Source organism: Cellulomonas sp. NEAU-ZC6, from assembly GCF_056844425.1.
The window spans coordinates 462,830-483,185 of sequence record NZ_JBXFYH010000002.1 but is presented as its reverse complement, the minus strand read 5'-3'; the positions used below and the strand labels follow the sequence as shown (position 1 = coordinate 483,185).

Here is a 20,356-nt window from a genome sequence, read left to right as displayed (position 1 = left end):
CCGTCGTGACGGGTCCGCCGTGGGGTGGGCGGCGGCGGTGCGCCACCCGGGGTGGGACGACGAACGGGGCCGGCGTGGGCGTGGAGCCCTCGCCGACCCCGTTCGCTGGGATCAGTCCTGCGCGACGCTGCCGCCGGCCGCCACGATCTTCTCCTTGGCGGAACCGGAGTACGCGTCGACGGCCACGGACAGCTTGACCGTGATCTCGCCGGTGCCGAGCACCTTGACCGGGGCGCCCTTGCGGACGGCACCCTTCGCGACCAGGTCCGCCACCGTGACGTCGCCGCCGTCGGGGTACAGCGCCGACAGCTTGTCCAGGTTCACGACCTGGTACTCGACCCGGAACGGGTTCTTGAAGCCGCGGAGCTTGGGCAGCCGCATGTGCAGCGGCATCTGCCCACCCTCGAAGCGGGTCGGCACCTGGTACCGGGCCTTGGTGCCCTTGGTACCACGGCCGGCCGTCTTGCCCTTCGACGCCTCACCACGACCCACGCGGGTCTTGGCGGTCTTGGCGCCGGGGGCCGGACGCAGGTGGTGCACCTTGAGGGTGCCACCGGCGCCGGTCTCGACGGGCTCCGCCTTGGCGGAGGCCTTCGCCGGGGCCTTGGCCGCGGGGGCCTTGGCCTTGGCAGCGGGCTTCTCCTCCGCGGCGGCGGCCGACTCGGCCTTCGCCTTGGTGGTCCGCGTCGCGGGCTTCTTGGCAGCCGGCTTCTCGGCGGCGGCGGACTCGGTGGTCGCCGCCTTCGAGGCCTTCGCCTTGGTCGCCTTCGGAGCCGCGGCAGCGGTCTGCTCGACCTCGTCGGTCTTCTTCTCCGCCATCGTCACTCCACCTCCTCGACCGCGACCAGGTGCGTCACCGTGTTGACCATGCCGCGGATCTCAGGACGGTCCTCCTTGACGACGACGTCGCCGATCCGCTTGAGGCCCAGGGTGCGCAGCGTGTCGCGCTGGTTCTGCTTGCCGCCGATGGCGGACTTGGTCTGGGTCACCTTCAGGCGAGCCATCAGGCACCCACCTTCTCTGCCTTGTCGCCACGACCGGCGGCCTGGGCGCGGAGCAGCGGCGCCGGGGCGACGTGCTCGAGCGGCAGACCACGGCGCGCGGCCACGGCGGCCGGCTCCTCGAGACCCTGCAGCGCCGCCACCGTGGCGTGCACGATGTTGATGGCGTTGGAGGAGCCGAGGGACTTCGACAGGATGTCGTGGACGCCGGCGCACTCGAGCACCGCACGCACCGGACCACCGGCGATCACACCGGTACCCGGCGACGCGGGGCGCAGGAAGACGACGCCCGCGGCGGCCTCACCCTGGATGGGGTGCGGGATGGTGCCCTGGATGCGGGGGACGCGGAAGAAGTTCTTCTTCGCCTCCTCGACACCCTTCGCGATCGCGGCGGGCACCTCCTTGGCCTTGCCGTAGCCGACACCGACCGTGCCGTCGCCGTCGCCGACGACGACCAGGGCGGTGAAGCTGAAGCGACGGCCACCCTTGACGACCTTGGCCACGCGGTTGATGGAGACGACGCGCTCGAGGAACGCGCTCTTCTCGGCGGCGTCGCCCCGGCGGCCGCCGTCGCGACGACCGCCGTCGCGGCGGTCACCGCCACCCTGGCCCTGGGGAGCTCCGCCCGTGTTGCTGCGCTGAGGAGCAGCCATCAGTGGATCCTCTTCTTCCGTGCGGGAATGGTCGTCGTCACAGCGCCAGACCGCCTTCGCGGGCGGCGTCGGCGACCGCGGCCACCCGTCCGTGGTACTTGTTGCCGCCGCGGTCGAAGACCACCGCGTCGATGCCGGCCGCCTTGGCGCGCTCGGCGATCAGCTCGCCGACGCGACGGGCCTTGGCCGTCTTGTCGCCCTCGGCGGCACGCAGGTCCACCTCGAGGGTCGACGCGGACACCAGGGTGCGGCCCACGGCGTCGTCGACGACCTGCGCGACGAGGTTGCGGTTCGACCGGGTGACGACCAGGCGCGGACGCGCGGCGGTGCCGGCGACCTTCTTGCGCAGCCGGAGGTGACGGCGCTTGCGGGCCTTGAACTTGCCCTTGCCGATGATGGTGATCGCCATGGCTACTTACCAGCCTTTCCGACCTTGCGGCGGACGTTCTCGCCGGCGTAGCGCACACCCTTGCCCTTGTAGGGCTCGGGCTTGCGGATCTTGCGGATGTTGGCGGCGACCTCGCCCACCTGCTGCTTGTCGATGCCGGACACCGAGAAGCGGGTGGGGCTCTCGACCGCGAACGAGATGCCGGCGGGCGGCGTCACGGACACGGGGTGGCTGAAGCCGAGCGCGAACTCGAGCGCGTCACCCTTGGCCGTCACGCGGTAACCGGTGCCGACGATCTCGAGCTTCTTCTCGTAGCCGGCGGTCACGCCGGTCACGAGGTTGGCGAGCAGCGTGCGCGTGAGTCCGTGCAGCGACCGCGAGAGGCGCTCGTCGTTCGGACGGGTGACCACGAGGGCCCCCTCGTCGTCGCGCGCGACCTCGATGGGAGTGGCGACCGTGTGCGTGAGGGTGCCCTTGGGGCCCTTCACCGTCACGACGGCGCCGTTGATGTTCACGTCCACCCCGGCCGGGACCGGGACGGGGATTCTGCCGATACGAGACATTGGCTAGCTCCTTTCCGTCTCGGACTTACCAGACGTAGGCGACGACTTCGCCACCCACGCCCTTCTTGGCGGCCTGCTTGTCCGTCAGGAGACCCGAGGACGTGGACAGGATCGCCACGCCCAGGCCGCCCAGGACTCGGGGCAGGTTGGTGGACTTCGCGTACACCCGGAGACCGGGCTTGGACACGCGCTTGAGGCCGGCGAGCGCACGCTCGCGGCTCGGGCCGTACTTCAGCTCGACCACGAGGTTCTTGCCCACGCGGGCGTCCTCGACGGTCCAGCCGGAGATGTAGCCCTCGGCCTGCAGGATCTCCGCGATGTGCGACTTCAGCTTCGAGTACGGGATGGTCACCGTGTCGTGGTGCGCCGAGTTCGCGTTACGCAGACGTGTCAGGAAGTCTGCGATCGGGTCGGTCATCGTCATGGGGGCTATCGCCCTTCCTCACCGTGGTTTCCGCGGCGCCCGCCCCGAAGGGCGAGCGACCGCGGACCTGCGACGTCGTTGTTTACCAGCTGCTCTTGGTCACGCCGGGGAGCTGGCCCGCGTGGGCCATCTCGCGCACGCAGATCCGGCACAGGCCGAACTTGCGGTACACCGAGTGCGGACGACCGCACCGCTGGCACCGGGTGTAGGCCCGCACGGCGAACTTCTGCTTGCCCGCGGCCTTGTTGATCAGGGCGGTCTTCGCCATGTCAGTTCTCCTCCTTGAACGGGAAGCCCAGGTGCTTCAGCAGCGCCCGGCCCTCCGCGTCCGTGGTCGCGGTGGTGACCACCGTGATGTCCATGCCGCGGACCCGGTCGATCTTGTCCTGGTCGATCTCGTGGAACATCGACTGCTCGGTCAGACCGAAGGTGTAGTTGCCGTGGCCGTCAAACTGCTTGGGCGACAGCCCGCGGAAGTCGCGGATGCGCGGCAGCGCGGTCGACAGCAGGCGGTCCAGGAACTCCCACGACCGGTCGCCGCGCAGCGTGACGTGCGCGCCGATCGGCATGCCCTCGCGCAGCTTGAACTGCGCGATGGACTTGCGGGCCTTGGTGACCTGCGGCTTCTGACCCGTGATGTTCTGGAGGTCGCGGATCGCGCCCTCGATCAGCTTCGAGTCCTTGGCGGCGTCGCCCACACCCATGTTCACGACGACCTTCACCAGGCGCGCGACCTGGTTCACGTTCTCGTGCTGGAACTCCTCGCGGAGCGCGGCGCGGATCGCCTCGTTGTACCGCACCTTGAGGCGCGGCATCGGGTAGGACCGGGTGGTCTCGTCGATGGCGGTCATCAGATGTCCTTACCGGAGCGCTTGGCGACGCGGACCCGAACGGTGCGGGTCCGGCCGTCGCGCTCGACCTGCTCGGTGCGGTAGCCCACCCGGGTCCCGCGCTTGGTCTCCGGGTCCACCAGCATCACGTTGCTGACGTGGATGGGGGCCTCGACGGTCTCGATGCCACCGGTGCGGGAGCCGCGCTGGCTCTGCCCCACCTTGGTGTGCTTCGTGACGCGGTGGATGCCCTCGACCAGGACGCGGTCCCGGTCGGCGAGCACCTCGAGGACACGACCCTGCTTGCCCCGGTCCTTGCGGGAACCGGAGATGACGACCACGAGGTCGCCCTTCTTGATCTTCGCCATGTCAGAGCACCTCCGGCGCCAGCGAGATGATCTTCATGAACTTCTTGTCGCGCAGCTCGCGGCCCACGGGGCCGAAGATGCGCGTACCACGGGGCTCGCCGTCGTTCTTGAGGATCACCGCGGCGTTCTCGTCGAACTTGATGTACGAGCCGTCCACGCGCCGGCGCTCCTTGCGGGTGCGCACGACGACCGCCTTGACGACGTCGCCCTTCTTGACGTTGCCGCCCGGGATGGCGTCCTTGACGGTGGCGACGATGACGTCACCGATACCGGCGTAGCGACGGCCGGATCCGCCGAGCACACGGATGCAGAGGATCTCCTTCGCACCCGTGTTGTCGGCGACCCGAAGTCGCGACTCCTGCTGAATCATCTACAGAACTCCTGTCGTCTGCCGGTTCTCGCCGAGCTGGCGAGCCTGGCCGAACGGATATGTGGTGAGGAGGCGGACGGACTTACTTCGCCTTCTCGAGGATCTCCACCACGCGCCACCGCTTGGTCGCGGACAGCGGGCGGGTCTCCATGATGAGGACCAGGTCGCCGACACCGGCGTTGCCGGCCTCGTCGTGCGCCTTGACCTTGCTGGTCCGCCGGATGACCTTGCCGTAGAGCGGGTGCTTGACCCGGTCCTCGACCTCGACCACGACGGTCTTCTGCATCTTGTCACTGACCACGTAGCCGCGCCGCGTCTTGCGGTACGGGCGGGCCTCCGCCGTGGCGGTGGTGGTCTCGTTGGTGTTCTCGCTCATCGAGTCCTCACTCGCTCGCCGTCGGGGCGGTCCGGATGCCGAGCTCGCGCTCGCGCAGGATCGTGTAGATCCGCGCGATGTCGCGACGCACGGCCTTGAGGCGCCCGTGGCTCTCGAGCTGGCCGGTGGCCGACTGGAACCGCAGGTTGAACAGCTCCTCCTTGGCCTTCTTCAGCTCGGCCACGAGGCGCTCGTCGTCAAAGGCGTCCAGCTCGGAAGGAGCCAGGTCCTTGGTGCCGATAGCCATCAGTTACCACCCTCGCGAACCACGAAACGGGTCTTCATCGGGAGCTTGTGCTGCGCGCGGCGCATGGCCTCGCGCGCCAGGGGCTCCGGGACGCCGGCGAGCTCGAACATCACTCGGCCCGGCTTGACGTTGGCGATCCACCACTCCGGCGAACCCTTACCGGAACCCATGCGGGTCTCGGCGGGCTTCTTGGTGAGCGGACGGTCCGGGTAGATGTTGATCCAGACCTTGCCGCCACGCTTGATGTGGCGGGTCATCGCGATACGAGCAGCCTCGATCTGGCGGTTCGTGACGTAGGCGGGCTCGAGAGCCTGGATGCCGTACTCGCCGAACGAGATCGCGGTGCCACCGGTCGCGGCGCCGGAGCGCCCCGGGTGGTGCTGCTTGCGGTGCTTCAGCCTGCGCGGGATCAGCACGGCTCAGGCCTCCGTTCCGGTCTCAGGAGCGGTCGTCTCCGCCGGGGCGGCAGCCGGAGCGGCGGCCTCGGCCGCGGGGGCCTCGGTCCGGTCGTTCCGACGGGGGCCGCCGCCGCGCGGGCCACGGTCGCCACCACGGTCACCACGGTCCGCACGCGGACCACGGCTCTGGCGGGGGGCCTGCGTGGCCTGCTCGCGGGCGAACTCGCGCTCGGTCATGTCGCCCTTGTAGACCCAGACCTTCACGCCGATGCGGCCGAAGGTCGTGCGGGCCTCGAAGAAGCCGTAGTCGATGTTCGCGCGGAGCGTGTGCAGGGGCACGCGGCCCTCGCGGTAGAACTCCGTGCGGCTCATCTCCGCGCCGCCGAGGCGGCCGGAGACCTGCACCCGGATGCCCTTGGCGCCGGCGCGCTGCGCGGACTGCATGCCCTTGCGCATCGCACGGCGGAAGGACACGCGGCTCGCCAGCTGCTCGGCGATGCCCTGGGCGACCAGCTGGGCCTCGATCTCGGCGTTCTTCACCTCGAGGATGTTCAGCTGGACCTGCTTGCCCGTGAGCTTCTCGAGCTCGCCGCGGATGCGGTCGGCCTCGGCGCCGCGGCGACCGATGACGATGCCCGGGCGCGCCGTGTGGATGTCGACGCGCACGCGGTCACGCGTCCGCTCGATCTCCACCTTGGCGATGCCCGCGCGCTCGAGACCGGTGGCCATGAGCTTGCGGATCTGCACGTCCTCGCGGACGTAGTCGCGGTACCGCTGACCCGGCTTGGTCGAGTCGGCGAACCACCGCGAGCGGTGGTCGGTCGTGATGCCCAGGCGGTACCCGAGCGGGTTGACCTTCTGTCCCACTGTCAGGCCCTTCCCTTCGTCTCACGCTCGGCGACGACCACGGTGATGTGGCTCGTGCGCTTGAGGATCTGGCTCGCGCGGCCCTGCGCCCGGGGGCGGAACCGCTTCAGCGTCGGACCCTCGTCCACGAACGCCTCGGCCACGTAGAGGTTGCCCTCGTCGAAGCGCTCGCCGGCACGCTTGGCGCCCTCGCGGGCGTTCGCGATCGCGGACTCGACGACCTTGAGGACCGTCTCACCCGCGGCCTGCGGCGCGAACTTCAGCGTCGACACGGCCTCGCCGGCCTGCTTGCCACGGATGAGGTCCACGACGCGCCGGGCCTTCTGGGGCGTGACGCGGACGAACCGCGCCTTCGCCTTGGCTTCCATTGCTGTCCTGCCTTCTTGTCTCTGCCGTCAGGGCAGTCGCATCGCTGACCCGGGGGTCAGCGGCGACGGCCCTTCCGGTCGTCCTTCTCGTGGCCGCGGAACGTGCGCGTCGGGGCGAACTCGCCGAGCTTGTGCCCGACCATCGACTCCGTCACGAACACCGGCGTGTGCTTGCGGCCGTCGTGCACCGCGAAGGTGTGACCCAGGAAGTCGGGCGTGATCATCGAACGACGCGACCAGGTCTTGATGACGTTCTTGGTGCCGGCGGCGTTCTGCACGTCGACCTTCTTCTGCAGGTGCCCGTCGACGAAGGGCCCCTTCTTCAGGCTGCGAGGCATATCTCCCGGCTCCTATCAGCGCTTCTTGCCGGTGCGACGGCGACGGACGATGAGCTTGTCGCTCGGCTTGTTGGGGCGACGCGTGCGGCCCTCCGGCTGGCCCCAGGGGCTCACCGGGTGACGACCACCGGACGTCTTGCCCTCACCACCACCGTGCGGGTGGTCGATCGGGTTCATCGCCACACCGCGGACGGAGGGGCGCTTGCCCTTCCAGCGCATGCGGCCGGCCTTGCCCCAGTTGATGTTCGACTGCTCGGCGTTGCCCACCTCGCCGACCGTCGCGCGGCAGCGCAGGTCGACGTTGCGGATCTCGCCGGACGGCATGCGCAGCTGCGCGTAGGGCCCGTCCTTCGCGACCAGCTGCACCGAGGCACCCGCGGAGCGGGCGATCTTGGCGCCGCCGCCCGGCTTGAGCTCGATGGCGTGGATCGTCGTACCGGTCGGGATGTTGCGCAGCGGCAGGTTGTTGCCGGGCTTGATGTCCGCGCCGGCACCGTTCTCGATGACGTCGCCCTGCTTCAGCTTGTTCGGCGCGATGATGTAGCGCTTCTCGCCGTCCGCGTAGTGCAGGAGCGCGATGCGCGCCGTGCGGTTGGGGTCGTACTCGATGTGCGCGACCTTGGCCGGCACGCCGTCCTTGTCGTGACGACGGAAGTCGATCACGCGGTAGGCGCGCTTGTGGCCACCACCCTGGTGCCGCATGGTGACGCGGCCGGTCGAGTTGCGACCACCGGTCTTGTGCAGCGGGCGGACCAGAGACTTCTCCGGCGTGGAGCGCGTGATCTCGACGAAGTCGGCGACGCTCGCGCCACGGCGCCCCGGCGTCGTCGGCTTGTACTTACGGATTCCCATGGGGATCTGTCCTCAATCTGCTCTCGGGCCCGGTCAGCCGACCGGTCCGCCGAAGATGTCGATCGTGCCCTCGCGGAGGGTGACGATCGCGCGCTTCGTGTCCTTGCGCTTGCCCATGCCGAACTTGGTCCGCCGCGTCTTGCCCTTGCGGTTGATCGTGTTCACGGACTCGACCTTGACCGAGAAGACCTGCTCGACCGCGATCTTGATCTCGGTCTTGTTGGCCCGGGGGTCGACGATGAAGGTGTACTTGCCCTCGTCGAGCAGCCCGTAGCTCTTCTCGGAGACGACCGGCGCGATCAGGATGTCGCGGGGGTCCTTGACGACGGTGGTCACTTGGCGTCCTCCTCGGCCTCGGACGACGTCGCGACAGCGGTCGCGCCGCGGCCCTTGGTGGGGCCGGCGAGGAACGTGTCGAGCGCGCCCTGGGTGAACACGACGTCGTCGGAGACGAGCACGTCGTAGGTGTTGAGCTGGTCGGCGACGAGCAGGTGGACCCGCTCGACGTTGCGCAGCGACTTCCACGCGAGCTCGTCCGCACGCTCCACGACCACGAGGACGTGCTTGCGGCCGGACAGCTGGTCCAGCACGCTCACGGCGGCCTTGGTCGAGGGCGCCTCGTTGACACCGAAGCCGGTGACGACGTGGACGCGGCCGGCGCGGGCGCGGTCCGAGAGAGCACCGCGGAGCGCCGCGGCCTTCATCTTCTTCGGGGTCCGCTGGGAGTAGTCGCGCGGGGTCGGGCCGTGGACGGTGCCACCGCCGGCGAACTGCGGCGCACGGGTCGAGCCCTGACGGGCGCGGCCGGTGCCCTTCTGCTTGTACGGCTTCTTGCCGCCACCACGGACCTCGCCACGGTTCTTCGTGTCGTGGGTGCCCTGGCGAGCCGCGGCGAGCTGCGCCACGACGACCTGGTGGATCAGCGGGATGTTCGTCTGGGCGTCGAACACCTCACCGGGCAGCTCGGCCGTGCCGGCCTTCTTGCCCGCGGTGTCGACGACGTCGACGGTCAGCGTCTCGGACATGGGGTTCATGCCCCCTTCACGGCGGTACGCACGACGACGACGCCACGCTTCGGGCCGGGAACCGCGCCCTTGAGCAGCAGCAGACCCTTCTCGACGTCGACCGCGTGCACGGTCAGGTTCTGGGTGGTCTGGCGGGCGTGGCCCATGCGACCGGCCATCCGCACGCCCTTGAACACGCGCGACGGCGTCGAGGCGCCACCGATCGAGCCCGGCTTGCGGTGGTTGCGGTGCGCACCGTGCGAGGCGCCGACGCCGGAGAACCCGTGGCGCTTCATGACACCGGCGGTGCCCTTGCCCTTGGTGGTGCCGATCACGTCGACCAGAGCGCCGGCGGCGAACGCCTCGGCGGTGATCTCCTGGCCGAGCGTGAACTCGGCCGCGTCCGACGTGCGGATCTCGGCCACGTGCCGGCGGGGGGTGACCCCGGCCTTCTCGAAGTGGCCCTTCAGCGGCTTGGTCACCTTGCGCGGGTCGATCTGGCCGTAGGCCAGCTGGATCGCGGCGTAACCGTCAGCCTCAGCGGAGCGGACCTGGGTCACGACGTTGGTGCCGACAGCGACCACGGTGACGGGGACGAGACGGCCATCGGCGTCCCAGACCTGCGTCATACCGAGCTTCGTGCCGAGCACCGCCGTGACGGGGCGCGCGTTCTGCTGGGTAACCATGAAGATCAGTTCCTTCCCAGCGTCAGAGCTTGATCTCGATGTTCACGTCCGCGGGCAGGTCGAGACGCATGAGCGAGTCGACCGCCTTCGGCGTGGGATCGATGATGTCGATGAGCCGCTTGTGCGTGCGCATCTCGAAGTGCTCGCGGCTGTCCTTGTACTTGTGGGGCGACCGGATGACGACGAAGACGTTCTTCTCCGTCGGGAGCGGCACCGGGCCAACGACCGTCGCACCAGCGCGGCTCACCGTGTCGACGATCTTGCGCGCCGAGCTGTCGATGACCTCGTGGTCGTAGGACTTGAGCCGGATGCGGATCTTCTGTCCCGCCATGGCGTCGTCTGTCTCTCTCTCTTCGAACTGCCTGTGTCCGACCCCCGCACTCGGGCGTGTCGCTTTTCGCGACATACCTTCGCGCCGGTCTCCGGGCCGCGCGCGGGGCGTGCGGCATCGGGGACGAGGTCGATGTGGTGATGGAGTCCGACGCCGGGTGACCCCGGGCTGGAGCTGGACTCGCACGCGTCCTTCGCCCGTTCGGTCGGAGCTCCTGAGCGCACGCGCGCAGGTGCTCCCGTCGTCGGGCAACTTGTCTAGTGTGCCAGGCGTACCCCGAAAGGTCCAACCGGACGTGCATCACACCCGCACGATCACGCGCCGGCGCCCGCGTCGCCTCTCGACTCCGACCCGCGTCGCCAGCCGATTCTCGCATCCCCGGCCGATGCCTCAGCCTGCCGTGCGAGAAACGGCTGGCGATCCCGCGCGCGGCACGCCGGCATCCCGCAGCAGCGCCGACAGGGGGCCGGGGTGCCAGGCCTCGTGCCAGGTCCAGCGCACGACCCGGGCGCCGGTCGAGCGGACCTGGTCCTCGCGGCGCTTCTCCGCCCAGAGCCGCTCCTCGACCGCGCGCCGGTCGCCGACCCCGTCGACGCGGTACTTCCGGCGGCCGTCGAACTCCCCCACCACCCGCACGTCCCGCCACCAGAAGTCGACGCGCGCCACCGTCGAGCCACCGCGGACGAACGGCACCTGCAGCGCAGGCTGCGCGTACCCGTCCAGGTGGATGCGCGCGCGGCTCACCGACTCCCCCGCCGACTCCGCCTGCCCGTCGGCCAGCGCGGCCACCACCCGCATGCGGCGTGCTCCGCGGAGCCCGGCCCGGCGTGCGACCTCGTCGCGGAGGTCGTCACCCGTCACGAGCCCGGCCCGGAGCGCGGCGTCGGCCACCGGCAGGGCGCGCCGCAGGTCCCGGTCCCGTGCCATCGCCAGCACCGTGTCGAGGACGCCGGTCAGCCGTAGCCCGTCCCGCTCCACGACCGACATGCTCGCCGACGCCGCGTGCCGGGTGATGCCGGCACGGGTCCCGGTGCCACGGGGGCTCCCGTCCGCCCCGGGCGGGCCGAGCACGTGCACGCCCCCGGCGGCCTCGACCAGCGGCAGCCCCCACACGGCGGCGGCGGACTCGTGGGAGAAGACCGGGTCGGCGAGCTGCCGCGCCGCCGCCCGCACCGCCAGCAGCTGCCGCCCCTCCGGGGAGCTCGCCCGCCACTCCGGACCCCGGACGTACGCACCGGGCCGGACCTGGGCCAGGCTCCCGTCCCGCAGCGCACGCCGCAGCGCGTGCCCGCCGATCCCGCCGGCCGCGGCGTCCCGGTGCAGGATCACGCCGGGCGGGAGGGAGCCGAGCAGCTCGTCGCGCATGGCGCCCACGGTGTCCGGCACCACAGGACGGTCAGCGGCATCGCGCGCTCCCCCTGGGGACCGTGCCGGGTGCCTGCCCCTGTGGTCGTCCTGGTGCCGCTCCCTGGCGCGGGTCGGCCGCCAGCCGGTTCTCGCACCGCCAGCCGGAAGATCAGGGGGCGACGCGAGAATCGGCTGGCGATGTGGGCGGCTCCGGGTGGGCACGCCCCGACCGGGGCCGGGCACGCAGAAAGGGCCCGGGTGCCGAAGCACCCGGGCCCTCCCGGTGGATCAGGTCCCCGAGGGGATCAGATCACTTGTTGATCTTGGTGACGCGGCCCGAGCCGACGGTGCGGCCACCCTCGCGGATGGCGAAGCCGAGGCCCTCCTCCATCGCGATGGGCTGGATCAGCGTCACGGAGATCTCCGTGTTGTCGCCCGGCATGACCATCTCGGTGCCCTCGGGCAGCGTGATGACGCCGGTGACGTCGGTCGTCCGGAAGTAGAACTGCGGACGGTAGTTCGAGTAGAACGGGTTGTGACGCCCGCCCTCGTCCTTGGCCAGGATGTAGACCTGGCCCTCGAACTCGGTGTGCGGCGTGATCGAGCCCGGCTTCACGACGACCTGGCCGCGCTCGACGTCCTCACGCTTGGTGCCACGGAGCAGGAGGCCGCAGTTCTCGCCGGCCCACGCCTCGTCCATCTGCTTGTGGAACATCTCGATACCGGTGACCGTGGTCTTCTGCGCCGGGCGGATGCCGACGATCTCGACCTCGGAGTTGATCTGCAGCTTGCCGCGGTCGACCTTGCCGGTGACGACGGTGCCACGACCGGTGATGGTGAAGACGTCCTCGATCGGCATGAGGAACGGCTTGTCCATGTCACGGACCGGCTCCGGGACGGACTCGTCCACGGCGTCCAGCAGGTCCTCGACGGACTTGACCCACTGGGGGTCGCCCTCGAGGGCCTTCAGGCCGGAGACGCGGATGACCGGCGCCTCGTCACCGTCGAAGCCCTGCGACGACAGCAGCTCGCGGACCTCCATCTCGACGAGCTCGAGGATCTCCTCGTCGTCGACCATGTCGGACTTGTTGAGCGCCACGAGCAGGTAGGGCACGCCGACCTGACGGGCGAGCAGGACGTGCTCACGCGTCTGGGCCATCGGGCCGTCGGTGGCGGCGACCACCAGGATGGCGCCGTCCATCTGCGCCGCACCGGTGATCATGTTCTTGATGTAGTCGGCGTGACCGGGCGCGTCGACGTGAGCGTAGTGACGCTTCTCCGTCTGGTACTCGACGTGCGCGATGTTGATGGTGATGCCGCGCTGCTTCTCCTCGGGCGCCTTGTCGATCTCGTCGAAAGGCGTGAAGGGGTTCAGGTCGGGGTACTTGTCGTGCAGCACCTTCGAGATCGCAGCAGTCAGCGTCGTCTTGCCGTGGTCGACGTGACCGATGGTCCCGATGTTGACGTGCGGCTTCGTCCGCTCGAACTTCGCCTTGCCCACTGGGTCCTCCTCAGGACTCTGGTGTAGAGATTGCCGAACGATGCAGGGGCTCAGTGCCCCTGCGGACGTGCGGTCCTACGGGTCGGGTTGATTGGTCGTACTCGGTTCGACCTGTGGGACTACTCGCCCCGGGTCTTCTTGATGATCTCGTCGGCAACATTCCGAGGCACCTCGGCGTAGCTGTCGAACTGCATCGAGTACACCGCGCGACCCTGGGTCTTCGACCGCAGGTCACCGACGTACCCGAACATCTCGGAGAGAGGAACCTGGGCGCGGATCACCTTCACGCCCGTCGCGTCCTCCATGGACTGGATCATGCCGCGCCGCGAGTTGATGTCGCCGATCACGTCGCCCATGTACTCCTCGGGCGTGCGCACCTCGACGGCCATGACCGGCTCGAGGAGCACGGGGTCGGCCTTGCGGGCGGCCTCCTTGAGGATCATGGAACCGGCGATCTTGAACGCCATCTCCGAGGAGTCGACGTCGTGCGCGGCACCGTCGAGCAGCGTGGCCTTGACGCCCACCAGCGGGAAGCCGGCCAGCACGCCCAGCTGCATCGCGGACTGGATGCCCTGGTCCACGGACGGGATGTACTCGCGAGGCACGCGACCACCGGTGACGGCGTTCACGAACTCGTACATCGCGCCGTCCTCGGACTCGAGCGGCTCGAAGGTCATCTGGACCTTGGCGAACTGCCCGGAGCCACCGGTCTGCTTCTTGTGCGTGTAGTCGATCTTCTCCACCTTGCGGCGGATCGTCTCGCGGTACGCCACCTGCGGCTTGCCGACGTTCGCCTCGACCTTGAACTCGCGCCGCATGCGGTCGACCAGGATGTCGAGGTGGAGCTCGCCCATGCCGCCGATGACGGTCTGGCCGGTCTCCTCGTCCAGGCGGACGCGGAACGTCGGGTCCTCCTCGGCGAGCTTCTGGATCGCGGTGGAGAGCTTCTCCTGGTCGCCCTTGGTCTTCGGCTCGATCGCCACGTCGATGACGGGCTCCGGGAAGGTCATGGACTCCAGGACCACCGGCGCGTCGAGGGCGCAGAGGGTGTCACCGGTGGTGACGTCCTTCAGGCCGATGAACGCGTAGATGTGGCCCGCCGTCGCCTCGTCGACCGGGTTCTCCTTGTTGGCGTGCATCTGGAAGATCTTCCCGATGCGCTCCTTCTTGCCCTTGGTCGCGTTGAGCACCTGGGCGCCCTGCACGACCTTCCCCGAGTACACGCGGATGAAGGTGAGCTTGCCGAAGAACGGGTGCGCGGCGATCTTGAACGCCAGGGCCGAGAACGGCTCGGTGGCGTCCGGGTGCCGCTCGATGACGACCTCCTCGTCCTTGACGTCGTGGCCCTGGATGGCCGGGACGTCGAGGGGCGACGGGAGGAAGTCGACGACGGCGTCGAGCATGGGCTGGACGCCCTTGTTCTTGAACGCCGAGCCGCACAGGACCGGGAACGCCTCGCCGGAGATGGTGAGCTTGCGGATGCCGGACTTGATCTCGGCGACCGTGAGCTCCTCACCGCCCAGGAACTTCTCGAGCAGGTCGTCGTCGGTCTCGGCGACGGCCTCGAGCAGCTCGCTGCGGAACTTGTCGACCCGGTCCTGGAGGTCGGCCGGGATCTCCTCGATCTCGTACTTCGCGCCCATCTCGGTCTCGCCACGCCACACGAGCGCGCGCATCTCGACCAGGTCGACGACGCCGATGAAGTCGTTCTCGGAGCCGATCGGCAGCTGGATGACCAGCGGCTTGGCCTTGAGGCGGTTCACGATGGTGTCGACCGTGAAGTAGAAGTCCGCGCCCAGCTTGTCCATCTTGTTGACGAAGCAGATGCGGGGGACCTCGTACTTGTCGGCCTGGCGCCAGACGGTCTCCGACTGGGGCTCCACGCCCTCCTTGCCGTCGAACACCGCGACCGCGCCGTCGAGCACGCGCAGCGAGCGCTCCACCTCGACGGTGAAGTCGACGTGACCGGGCGTGTCGATGACGTTGATCTGCGTCTCGTTCGACTTGCCCTTGTTCCAGAAGGCGGTCACAGCAGCGGACGTGATCGTGATGCCACGCTCCTGCTCCTGCTCCATCCAGTCCGTCGTCGACGCACCGTCGTGGGTCTCGCCGATCTTGTAGTTGACGCCCGTGTAGTACAGGATCCGCTCGGTCGTCGTCGTCTTGCCGGCATCGATGTGCGCCATGATGCCGATGTTGCGGACCTTGTTCAGGTCCGTCAGCACGTCCAGTGCCACAGGTTCAGCCCCTCGGTAGTGGGGTTCGCCTACTGCTGGGATTACCAGCGGTAGTGGGCGAACGCCTTGTTGGACTCGGCCATCTTGTGCATGTCCTCACGGCGCTTCACCGCGGCACCCAGGCCGTTGGACGCGTCGAGGATCTCGTTCATCAGACGCTCGGTCATGGTCTTCTCGCGGCGGGCGCGGGAGTAGTCCGTGAGCCAGCGCAGGGCGAGGGTGGTCTGGCGGACGGGGCGGACCTCGACCGGGACCTGGTAGGTCGCACCACCGACGCGGCGGGAACGCACCTCGAGCGACGGGCGGACGTTGTCCAGCGCGCGCTTGAGCACGACGACCGGGTCGCCCTGGGTCTTCTCGCGGACGCCCTCGAGCGCGCCGTAGACGATGGCCTCGGCGACGGACTTCTTGCCGTCGAGGAGGACCTTGTTGATCAGCTGGGTGACGACGGGCGATCCGTAGACCGGGTCGATGATGAGCGGCCGCTTGGGAGCCGGACCCTTACGAGGCATCGGTTCAGCCCTTCTTCGCGCCGTAGCGGCTACGCGCCTGCTTACGGTTCTTCACGCCCTGGGTGTCCAGAGCACCACGGATGATCTTGTAACGCACACCGGGGAGGTCCTTCACGCGACCGCCGCGGACGAGCACGATGGAGTGCTCCTGCAGGTTGTGGCCCTCACCGGGGATGTAGGCCGTGACCTCGATGCCCGAGGAGAGCTTGACGCGCGCGACCTTGCGGAGAGCCGAGTTCGGCTTCTTCGGGGTGGTCGTGTACACGCGGGTGCAGACGCCGCGGCGCTGCGGGCTGCCCTGCAGGGCAGGGGTCTTCGACTTGTTCGTCTTCGGCGTCCGGCCCTTGCGGACCAGCTGCTGGATCGTAGGCACTACGTCTCCGTCGCTAGGTGAAGTCTGGTCTGACCGGCACCCGTCACCCTGGACGGCCGGCGAAAGTCCCGGATCGTCGCCCGTCGCGCGACTACCCCGGTCGGTCTTGCGTCCCGAACCGACCCCCGCGCCCGGGCGTGTCGCCCCGTCCTGCCCCACGCTTCTCCCCCGCTGACGGGGTCGAGGTGCGGCTTCAGGGGGTGTTCACCCTGCGCTCCTTGCAGAGCGCGCGCGAGGGCCCGACGGCGCGGGCACGGTGTCCAACGTTACTCGCCGGTCCCCGCACCGTCAAAGCCGGTGCGTGCGGGTCCGAGCACGTCGGTCGTGAGCACAACGCCGCTCCCCCGCCGGGTGTTCCCGGCGGGCCGGCCGGCGCGGGCCGCACGGCCGAGGGGGCCCGTCGCGACGTGCGCGGCGGACCCCCTCGGACCGGTCAGGACGTGACGTCAGCGGTAGTCGCCGAAGTCGATGTCCTCGAGCGGGATCGCCTCGCCCGAGCCGAGGCCCAGGGCGGGGAAGTCGATCTCGTCGTAGCCGAAGGACGGGTACAGCTCGGCCTTCGCCTCCTCGGTGGGCTCCACCGACACCTCGTGGTAGCGGGGCAGGCCCGTACCGGCGGGGATCAGCTTGCCGAGGATCACGTTCTCCTTCAGGCCCAGCAGCGGGTCGGAGCGGCCCGACATCGCGGCCTCGGTGAGGACGCGGGTCGTCTCCTGGAAGGAGGCCGCCGACAGCCACGAGTCCGTCGCGAGCGACGCCTTCGTGATGCCCATCAGCTCCGGACGACCCGAGGCCGGCTGACCGCCCTCGGCGACCGCACGCCGGTTGAAGTCCTCGAACCGGCCGCGCTCGGCCAGCTCGCCCGGCAGCAGGCCCGTGTCACCCGAGTCGAGCACGGTCACGCGACGCAGCATCTGCCGCACGATGACCTCGATGTGCTTGTCGTGGATGTCCACGCCCTGGGAGTTGTAGACCTCCTGGACCTCGTCCACCAGGTGCTTCTGGGTGGCGCGCGGGCCGAGGATGCGCAGGACCTTCTTCGGGTCCACCGCACCCTGGACCAGCTGGGTGCCGACCTCGACGTGGTCGCCGTCGCTGATCAGCAGGCGCGAGCGCTTGGTGATCGGGTAGGCGATCTCCTCCGAGCCGTCGTCCGGCGTGAGCACGAGGCGACGGGTCCGGTCGGCCTCGTCGATCGTGATCCGGCCGGAGAACTCGGCGATGGGGCTCTCACCCTTGGGGGTGCGGGCCTCGAACAGCTCCTGGACACGCGGCAGACCCTGCGTGATGTCCTCGGCCGACGCGACACCACCGGTGTGGAAGGTACGCATCGTCAGCTGGGTACCGGGCTCACCGATGGACTGCGCCGCGATGATGCCGACGGCCTCGCCGATGTCGACGAGCTTGCCGGTGGCCAGCGAGCGGCCGTAGCACTTGGCGCAGGTGCCCACGCGGGACTCGCAGGTCAGCACGGACCGGACCTTCAGCGACTCGACGCCGGCCGCCAGCAGGCGGTCCAGCAGCACGTCGCCGATGTCGTCACCGGCGCTGCCGATGACCTGGCCGTCGATCTCGGCGTCGGTCGCCAGCGTGCGGGAGAAGACCGAGGTCTCCACCTTGTCGTGGCGGCGCAGCGTGCCGCCCGCGGTGGCCACGCCGATCGGCATGGTCAGGCCGCGCTCGGTGCCGCAGTCCTCCTCGCGGACGATGACGTCCTGCGACACGTCCACCAGACGACGGGTCAGGTAGCCCGAGTCGGCGGTCCGCAGCGCGGTGTCCGCCAGACCCTTGCGGGCGCCGTGCGTCGCGATGAAGTACTCGAGGACGGACAGGCCCTCGCGGTAGTTCGCCTTGATCGGGCGCGGGATGATCTCGCCCTTCGGGTTCGCCACCAGGCCGCGCATGCCGGCGATCTGCCGGACCTGCATCCAGTTGCCTCGCGCACCCGAGCCCACCATGCGGAACACGGTGTTGCGGGAGTTGAAGTTCTCCTGCATGGCCTTGGCGACCTTGTCGGTGGCCTGCGTCCAGATCTCGATGAGCTCCTGGCGACGCTCGTCGTCGGTGATGAGGCCCTTGTCGTACTGGCCCTGCACCTTCGTCGCGCGCGCCTCGTGCTCCGCGAGGATCTCCGCCTTGGCGGTCGGCGCCGCGACGTCCGAGATCGCGATGGTCACGCCCGAGCGGGTGGCCCAGCGGAAGCCGGCCTCCTTCAGGGCGTCCAGCGACGCGGCGACCTCGACCTTCGGGTACCGCTCCGCCAGGTCGTTGACGATGACCGACAGCCGCTTCTTGTCGACGACGCCGTTCTCGTACGGGTAGTCGACCGGCAGCAGCTCGTTGAACAGCGCGCGGCCCAGGGTGGTCTCGAACGAGATCGTCCCGCCGTCCCAGCCCTCGGGGCGCTGGTCCTCGGGCAGCACGAGGCCCTCCATGCGGATCTTGACGACCGCGTTGAGGTCCAGGGACCCCTGGTCGAACGCCATGATCGCCTCGGACACCGAGCTGAACGCACGGCCGGCACCCACCGGGTCCTCCTTGTCGGAGGTCAGGTGGAACAGGCCGATGATCATGTCCTGCGAGGGCATGGTCACGGGGCGGCCGTCGGACGGCTTCAGGATGTTGTTGCTCGAGAGCATGAGGATGCGGGCCTCGGCCTGCGCCTCCGCGCTCAGGGGCAGGTGCACGGCCATCTGGTCGCCGTCGAAGTCGGCGTTGAACGCGCCGCAGACGAGCGGGTGCAGGTGGATCGCCTTGCCCTCGACCAGCTGGGGCTCGAACGCCTGGATGCCGAGACGGTGCAGCGTGGGCGCACGGTTCAGCAGCACGGGGTGCTCGGTGATGACCTCCTCGAGCACGTCCCACACGACCGGGCGCGCGCGCTCGACCATGCGCTTGGCCGACTTGATGTTCTGCGCGTGGTTCAGGTCGACCAGGCGCTTCATCACGAACGGCTTGAACAGCTCGAGCGCCATCTGCTTGGGCAGACCGCACTGGTGCAGCTTGAGCTGCGGGCCGACGACGATGACCGAACGGCCCGAGTAGTCGACGCGCTTGCCGAGCAGGTTCTGGCGGAACCGGCCCTGCTTGCCCTTGAGCATGTCGGAGATCGACTTCAGCGGACGGTTGCCGGGGCCCGTGACCGGGCGGCCGCGGCGGCCGTTGTCGAACAGCGAGTCCACGGCCTCCTGGAGCATCCGCTTCTCGTTGTTGACGATGATCTCCGGCGCGCCCAGGTCCAGGAGCCGCTTGAGGCGGTTGTTCCGGTTGATCACGCGGCGATACAGGTCGTTCAGGTCGGACGTGGCGAACCGGCCACCGTCGAGCTGCACCATCGGGCGCAGGTCCGGCGGGATGACCGGGACGGCGTCCAGCACCATGCCGGTCGGCGAGTTCGTCGTGGTGAGGAACGCGTTGACGACCTTGAGGCGCTTCAGCGCCCGGGTCTTGCGCTGGCCCTTGCCCGAGCGGATGATCTCGCGCAGGTTCTCGCTCTCCGCCTCCAGGTCGAACGCCTCGAGCCGCTTCTGGATCGCCGAGGCGCCCATCGAGCCCTCGAAGTAGTTGCCGTAGCGGTCCTGCAGCTGGCGGTAGAGCAGCTCGTCGCCCTCGAGGTCGGCGACCTTGAGGTTCTTGAACCGGTCCCAGATGGTGTCGAGACGCTCGATCTCGGCGTCCGCGCGCTTGCGGATCTGCGCCATCTCGCGCTCGGCGGAGTCGCGCACCTTGCGGCGGGCGTCGGCCTTGGCACCCTCGGCCTCGAGCTCGGCCAGGTCGGCCTCGAGCTTCGACGCGCGGGTGTTGATGTCGTTGTCGCGGCGGTCCGCGATCTCCTTGCGCTCCAGGTCGATCTCGTTCTGGAGGTTCGGCAGGTCCTCCTGGCGACCGTCCACGTCGACCCACGTGATCATGTACGCCGCGAAGTAGATGACCTTCTCGAGGTCCTTCGGGGCGAGGTCGAGCAGGTAGCCGAGGCGCGAGGGCACGCCCTTGAAGAACCAGATGTGCGTGACGGGCGCGGCGAGCTCGATGTGGCCCATGCGCTCACGGCGGACCTTCGAGCGGGTCACCTCGACGCCGCAGCGCTCGCAGATGATGCCCTTGAAGCGCACGCGCTTGTACTTGCCGCAGTAGCACTCCCAGTCCCGGGTGGGGCCGAAGATCTTCTCGCAGAAGAGCCCGTCCTTCTCCGGCTTCAGGGTGCGGTAGTTGATGGTCTCGGGCTTCTTGACCTCGCCGTGCGACCAGGTCCGGATGTCGTCGGCCGTGGCCAGGCCGATGCGCAGCTCGTCGAAGACGTTGACGTCGAGCAAGGGGTCCTA

At 69.3% G+C, this 20,356-nt stretch carries 27 protein-coding genes; all 27 read right to left on the bottom strand.

The annotated features are described in order from the left end of the window. Nucleotides 1-111: 111 nt before the first annotated feature. The gene (gene rplO / locus AC1050_RS12380) at nt 112-819 is read right to left on the bottom strand and encodes a 50S ribosomal protein L15 (RefSeq protein ID WP_482387694.1); all 708 of its coding nucleotides are present in this window, start codon (nt 817-819) and stop codon (nt 112-114) included. 2 nt (nt 820-821) lie between these two features. After that, nucleotides 822-1,004, bottom strand: a complete 183-nt coding sequence (gene rpmD, locus AC1050_RS12375; protein WP_168630730.1) for a 50S ribosomal protein L30 — start codon at nt 1,002-1,004, stop codon at nt 822-824. Further along, complete coding sequence (gene rpsE, locus AC1050_RS12370) at nt 1,004-1,654, bottom strand: 30S ribosomal protein S5 (protein ID WP_482387693.1); 651 nt, start codon at nt 1,652-1,654, stop codon at nt 1,004-1,006. Before rpsE ends, rpmD begins: the two co-directional genes overlap by 1 nt. A gap of 37 nt (nt 1,655-1,691) precedes the next feature. Then, nucleotides 1,692-2,063 carry a 50S ribosomal protein L18 gene (gene rplR, locus AC1050_RS12365; RefSeq protein WP_324846243.1) on the bottom strand — a complete coding sequence of 124 codons (372 nt, stop codon included), beginning with the start codon at nt 2,061-2,063 and terminating at the stop codon, nt 1,692-1,694. 2 nt (nt 2,064-2,065) lie between these two features. Then, on the bottom strand, nt 2,066-2,605 hold the full coding sequence (gene rplF, locus AC1050_RS12360) for a 50S ribosomal protein L6 (RefSeq protein WP_482387692.1): 540 nt from the start codon (nt 2,603-2,605) through the stop codon (nt 2,066-2,068). A gap of 25 nt (nt 2,606-2,630) precedes the next feature. After that, on the bottom strand, nt 2,631-3,029 hold the full coding sequence (rpsH, locus tag AC1050_RS12355) for a 30S ribosomal protein S8 (protein WP_482387691.1): 399 nt from the start codon (nt 3,027-3,029) through the stop codon (nt 2,631-2,633). Between the two features lie 82 nt (nt 3,030-3,111). Next, nucleotides 3,112-3,297 (bottom strand): type Z 30S ribosomal protein S14, encoded by a 186-nt coding sequence (locus AC1050_RS12350; RefSeq protein ID WP_122147680.1) that lies wholly within the window; start codon nt 3,295-3,297, stop codon nt 3,112-3,114. A 1-nt stretch (nt 3,298) separates the two neighbouring features. Next, complete coding sequence (gene rplE, locus AC1050_RS12345) at nt 3,299-3,880, bottom strand: 50S ribosomal protein L5 (protein ID WP_482387690.1); 582 nt, start codon at nt 3,878-3,880, stop codon at nt 3,299-3,301. Then, the gene (gene rplX, locus AC1050_RS12340) at nt 3,880-4,227 is read right to left on the bottom strand and encodes a 50S ribosomal protein L24 (protein WP_213281383.1); all 348 of its coding nucleotides are present in this window, start codon (nt 4,225-4,227) and stop codon (nt 3,880-3,882) included. Before rplX ends, rplE begins: the two co-directional genes overlap by 1 nt. A 1-nt stretch (nt 4,228) precedes the next feature. After that, nucleotides 4,229-4,597, bottom strand: a complete 369-nt coding sequence (gene rplN / locus AC1050_RS12335) for a 50S ribosomal protein L14 (RefSeq protein WP_146838605.1) — start codon at nt 4,595-4,597, stop codon at nt 4,229-4,231. 82 nt (nt 4,598-4,679) lie between these two features. After that, the gene (gene rpsQ, locus AC1050_RS12330; RefSeq protein ID WP_482387689.1) at nt 4,680-4,973 is read right to left on the bottom strand and encodes a 30S ribosomal protein S17; all 294 of its coding nucleotides are present in this window, start codon (nt 4,971-4,973) and stop codon (nt 4,680-4,682) included. Between the two features lie 7 nt (nt 4,974-4,980). Beyond that, nucleotides 4,981-5,220, bottom strand: coding sequence for a 50S ribosomal protein L29 (rpmC, locus tag AC1050_RS12325; RefSeq protein ID WP_309032072.1), 240 nt, complete (start codon nt 5,218-5,220; stop codon nt 4,981-4,983). Continuing rightward, nucleotides 5,220-5,636, bottom strand: a complete 417-nt coding sequence (gene rplP / locus AC1050_RS12320; RefSeq protein WP_013882863.1) for a 50S ribosomal protein L16 — start codon at nt 5,634-5,636, stop codon at nt 5,220-5,222. The genes rpmC and rplP overlap by 1 nt, the downstream gene beginning before the upstream one ends. Nucleotides 5,637-5,639: 3 nt before the next feature. Continuing rightward, nucleotides 5,640-6,485, bottom strand: a complete 846-nt coding sequence (rpsC, locus tag AC1050_RS12315) for a 30S ribosomal protein S3 (protein ID WP_482387688.1) — start codon at nt 6,483-6,485, stop codon at nt 5,640-5,642. Nucleotides 6,486-6,487: 2 nt separating this feature from the next. Beyond that, nucleotides 6,488-6,853, bottom strand: coding sequence for a 50S ribosomal protein L22 (gene rplV / locus AC1050_RS12310; protein ID WP_147794357.1), 366 nt, complete (start codon nt 6,851-6,853; stop codon nt 6,488-6,490). A gap of 56 nt (nt 6,854-6,909) precedes the next feature. Next, on the bottom strand, nt 6,910-7,191 hold the full coding sequence (gene rpsS, locus AC1050_RS12305; protein WP_147794358.1) for a 30S ribosomal protein S19: 282 nt from the start codon (nt 7,189-7,191) through the stop codon (nt 6,910-6,912). A gap of 15 nt (nt 7,192-7,206) precedes the next feature. Further along, nucleotides 7,207-8,043, bottom strand: a complete 837-nt coding sequence (gene rplB, locus AC1050_RS12300) for a 50S ribosomal protein L2 (RefSeq protein ID WP_482387687.1) — start codon at nt 8,041-8,043, stop codon at nt 7,207-7,209. Between the two features lie 33 nt (nt 8,044-8,076). Then, nucleotides 8,077-8,379, bottom strand: a complete 303-nt coding sequence (gene rplW / locus AC1050_RS12295) for a 50S ribosomal protein L23 (RefSeq protein WP_146838619.1) — start codon at nt 8,377-8,379, stop codon at nt 8,077-8,079. Then, nucleotides 8,376-9,068, bottom strand: coding sequence for a 50S ribosomal protein L4 (gene rplD / locus AC1050_RS12290; protein ID WP_482387935.1), 693 nt, complete (start codon nt 9,066-9,068; stop codon nt 8,376-8,378). Before rplD ends, rplW begins: the two co-directional genes overlap by 4 nt. Nucleotides 9,069-9,073: 5 nt before the next feature. Further along, nucleotides 9,074-9,733, bottom strand: coding sequence for a 50S ribosomal protein L3 (gene rplC / locus AC1050_RS12285; protein WP_482387686.1), 660 nt, complete (start codon nt 9,731-9,733; stop codon nt 9,074-9,076). Between the two features lie 22 nt (nt 9,734-9,755). Continuing rightward, complete coding sequence (rpsJ, locus tag AC1050_RS12280; protein ID WP_122147693.1) at nt 9,756-10,064, bottom strand: 30S ribosomal protein S10; 309 nt, start codon at nt 10,062-10,064, stop codon at nt 9,756-9,758. A 390-nt stretch (nt 10,065-10,454) separates the two neighbouring features. Next, nucleotides 10,455-11,450, bottom strand: coding sequence for a hypothetical protein (locus AC1050_RS12275; RefSeq protein WP_482387685.1), 996 nt, complete (start codon nt 11,448-11,450; stop codon nt 10,455-10,457). A 271-nt stretch (nt 11,451-11,721) separates the two neighbouring features. Beyond that, nucleotides 11,722-12,912 (bottom strand): elongation factor Tu, encoded by a 1,191-nt coding sequence (gene tuf, locus AC1050_RS12270; RefSeq protein ID WP_482387684.1) that lies wholly within the window; start codon nt 12,910-12,912, stop codon nt 11,722-11,724. A 119-nt stretch (nt 12,913-13,031) separates the two neighbouring features. Continuing rightward, nucleotides 13,032-15,149, bottom strand: a complete 2,118-nt coding sequence (gene fusA / locus AC1050_RS12265; protein WP_482387683.1) for an elongation factor G — start codon at nt 15,147-15,149, stop codon at nt 13,032-13,034. A 41-nt stretch (nt 15,150-15,190) separates the two neighbouring features. Continuing rightward, nucleotides 15,191-15,661, bottom strand: a complete 471-nt coding sequence (gene rpsG / locus AC1050_RS12260; RefSeq protein WP_179687208.1) for a 30S ribosomal protein S7 — start codon at nt 15,659-15,661, stop codon at nt 15,191-15,193. Nucleotides 15,662-15,665: 4 nt separating this feature from the next. Further along, entirely contained in the window at nt 15,666-16,034 is a 369-nt protein-coding gene (rpsL, locus tag AC1050_RS12255; RefSeq protein ID WP_122147700.1) for a 30S ribosomal protein S12, read from the bottom strand. Between the two features lie 446 nt (nt 16,035-16,480). Beyond that, nucleotides 16,481-20,347 (bottom strand): DNA-directed RNA polymerase subunit beta', encoded by a 3,867-nt coding sequence (locus tag AC1050_RS12250; RefSeq protein WP_482387682.1) that lies wholly within the window; start codon nt 20,345-20,347, stop codon nt 16,481-16,483. Between the last annotated feature and the right edge of the window lie 9 nt (nt 20,348-20,356).

What these genes read in the sequence shown, in the direction of transcription:
- rplB (WP_482387687.1), bottom strand. Translation starts at nt 8,043, where the DNA reads ATGGGAATCCGTAAGTACAAGCCGACGACGCCGGGGCGCCGTGGCGCG.
- AC1050_RS12350 (WP_122147680.1), bottom strand. Translation starts at nt 3,297, where the DNA reads ATGGCGAAGACCGCCCTGATCAACAAGGCCGCGGGCAAGCAGAAGTTC.
- rpmD (WP_168630730.1), bottom strand. Translation starts at nt 1,004, where the DNA reads ATGGCTCGCCTGAAGGTGACCCAGACCAAGTCCGCCATCGGCGGCAAG.
- rplE (WP_482387690.1), bottom strand. Translation starts at nt 3,880, where the DNA reads ATGACCGCCATCGACGAGACCACCCGGTCCTACCCGATGCCGCGCCTC.
- rpmC (WP_309032072.1), bottom strand. Translation starts at nt 5,220, where the DNA reads ATGGCTATCGGCACCAAGGACCTGGCTCCTTCCGAGCTGGACGCCTTT.
- rplX (WP_213281383.1), bottom strand. Translation starts at nt 4,227, where the DNA reads ATGGCGAAGATCAAGAAGGGCGACCTCGTGGTCGTCATCTCCGGTTCC.
- rplC (WP_482387686.1), bottom strand. Translation starts at nt 9,733, where the DNA reads ATGGTTACCCAGCAGAACGCGCGCCCCGTCACGGCGGTGCTCGGCACG.
- rpsH (WP_482387691.1), bottom strand. Translation starts at nt 3,029, where the DNA reads ATGACGATGACCGACCCGATCGCAGACTTCCTGACACGTCTGCGTAAC.
- rplN (WP_146838605.1), bottom strand. Translation starts at nt 4,597, where the DNA reads ATGATTCAGCAGGAGTCGCGACTTCGGGTCGCCGACAACACGGGTGCG.
- rplD (WP_482387935.1), bottom strand. Translation starts at nt 9,068, where the DNA reads ATGTCCGAGACGCTGACCGTCGACGTCGTCGACACCGCGGGCAAGAAG.
- rpsG (WP_179687208.1), bottom strand. Translation starts at nt 15,661, where the DNA reads ATGCCTCGTAAGGGTCCGGCTCCCAAGCGGCCGCTCATCATCGACCCG.
- rplF (WP_482387692.1), bottom strand. Translation starts at nt 2,605, where the DNA reads ATGTCTCGTATCGGCAGAATCCCCGTCCCGGTCCCGGCCGGGGTGGAC.
- rplR (WP_324846243.1), bottom strand. Translation starts at nt 2,063, where the DNA reads ATGGCGATCACCATCATCGGCAAGGGCAAGTTCAAGGCCCGCAAGCGC.
- rplO (WP_482387694.1), bottom strand. Translation starts at nt 819, where the DNA reads ATGGCGGAGAAGAAGACCGACGAGGTCGAGCAGACCGCTGCCGCGGCT.
- rpsJ (WP_122147693.1), bottom strand. Translation starts at nt 10,064, where the DNA reads ATGGCGGGACAGAAGATCCGCATCCGGCTCAAGTCCTACGACCACGAG.
- rpsS (WP_147794358.1), bottom strand. Translation starts at nt 7,191, where the DNA reads ATGCCTCGCAGCCTGAAGAAGGGGCCCTTCGTCGACGGGCACCTGCAG.
- rpsQ (WP_482387689.1), bottom strand. Translation starts at nt 4,973, where the DNA reads ATGAGCGAGAACACCAACGAGACCACCACCGCCACGGCGGAGGCCCGC.
- rpsE (WP_482387693.1), bottom strand. Translation starts at nt 1,654, where the DNA reads ATGGCTGCTCCTCAGCGCAGCAACACGGGCGGAGCTCCCCAGGGCCAG.
- rplV (WP_147794357.1), bottom strand. Translation starts at nt 6,853, where the DNA reads ATGGAAGCCAAGGCGAAGGCGCGGTTCGTCCGCGTCACGCCCCAGAAG.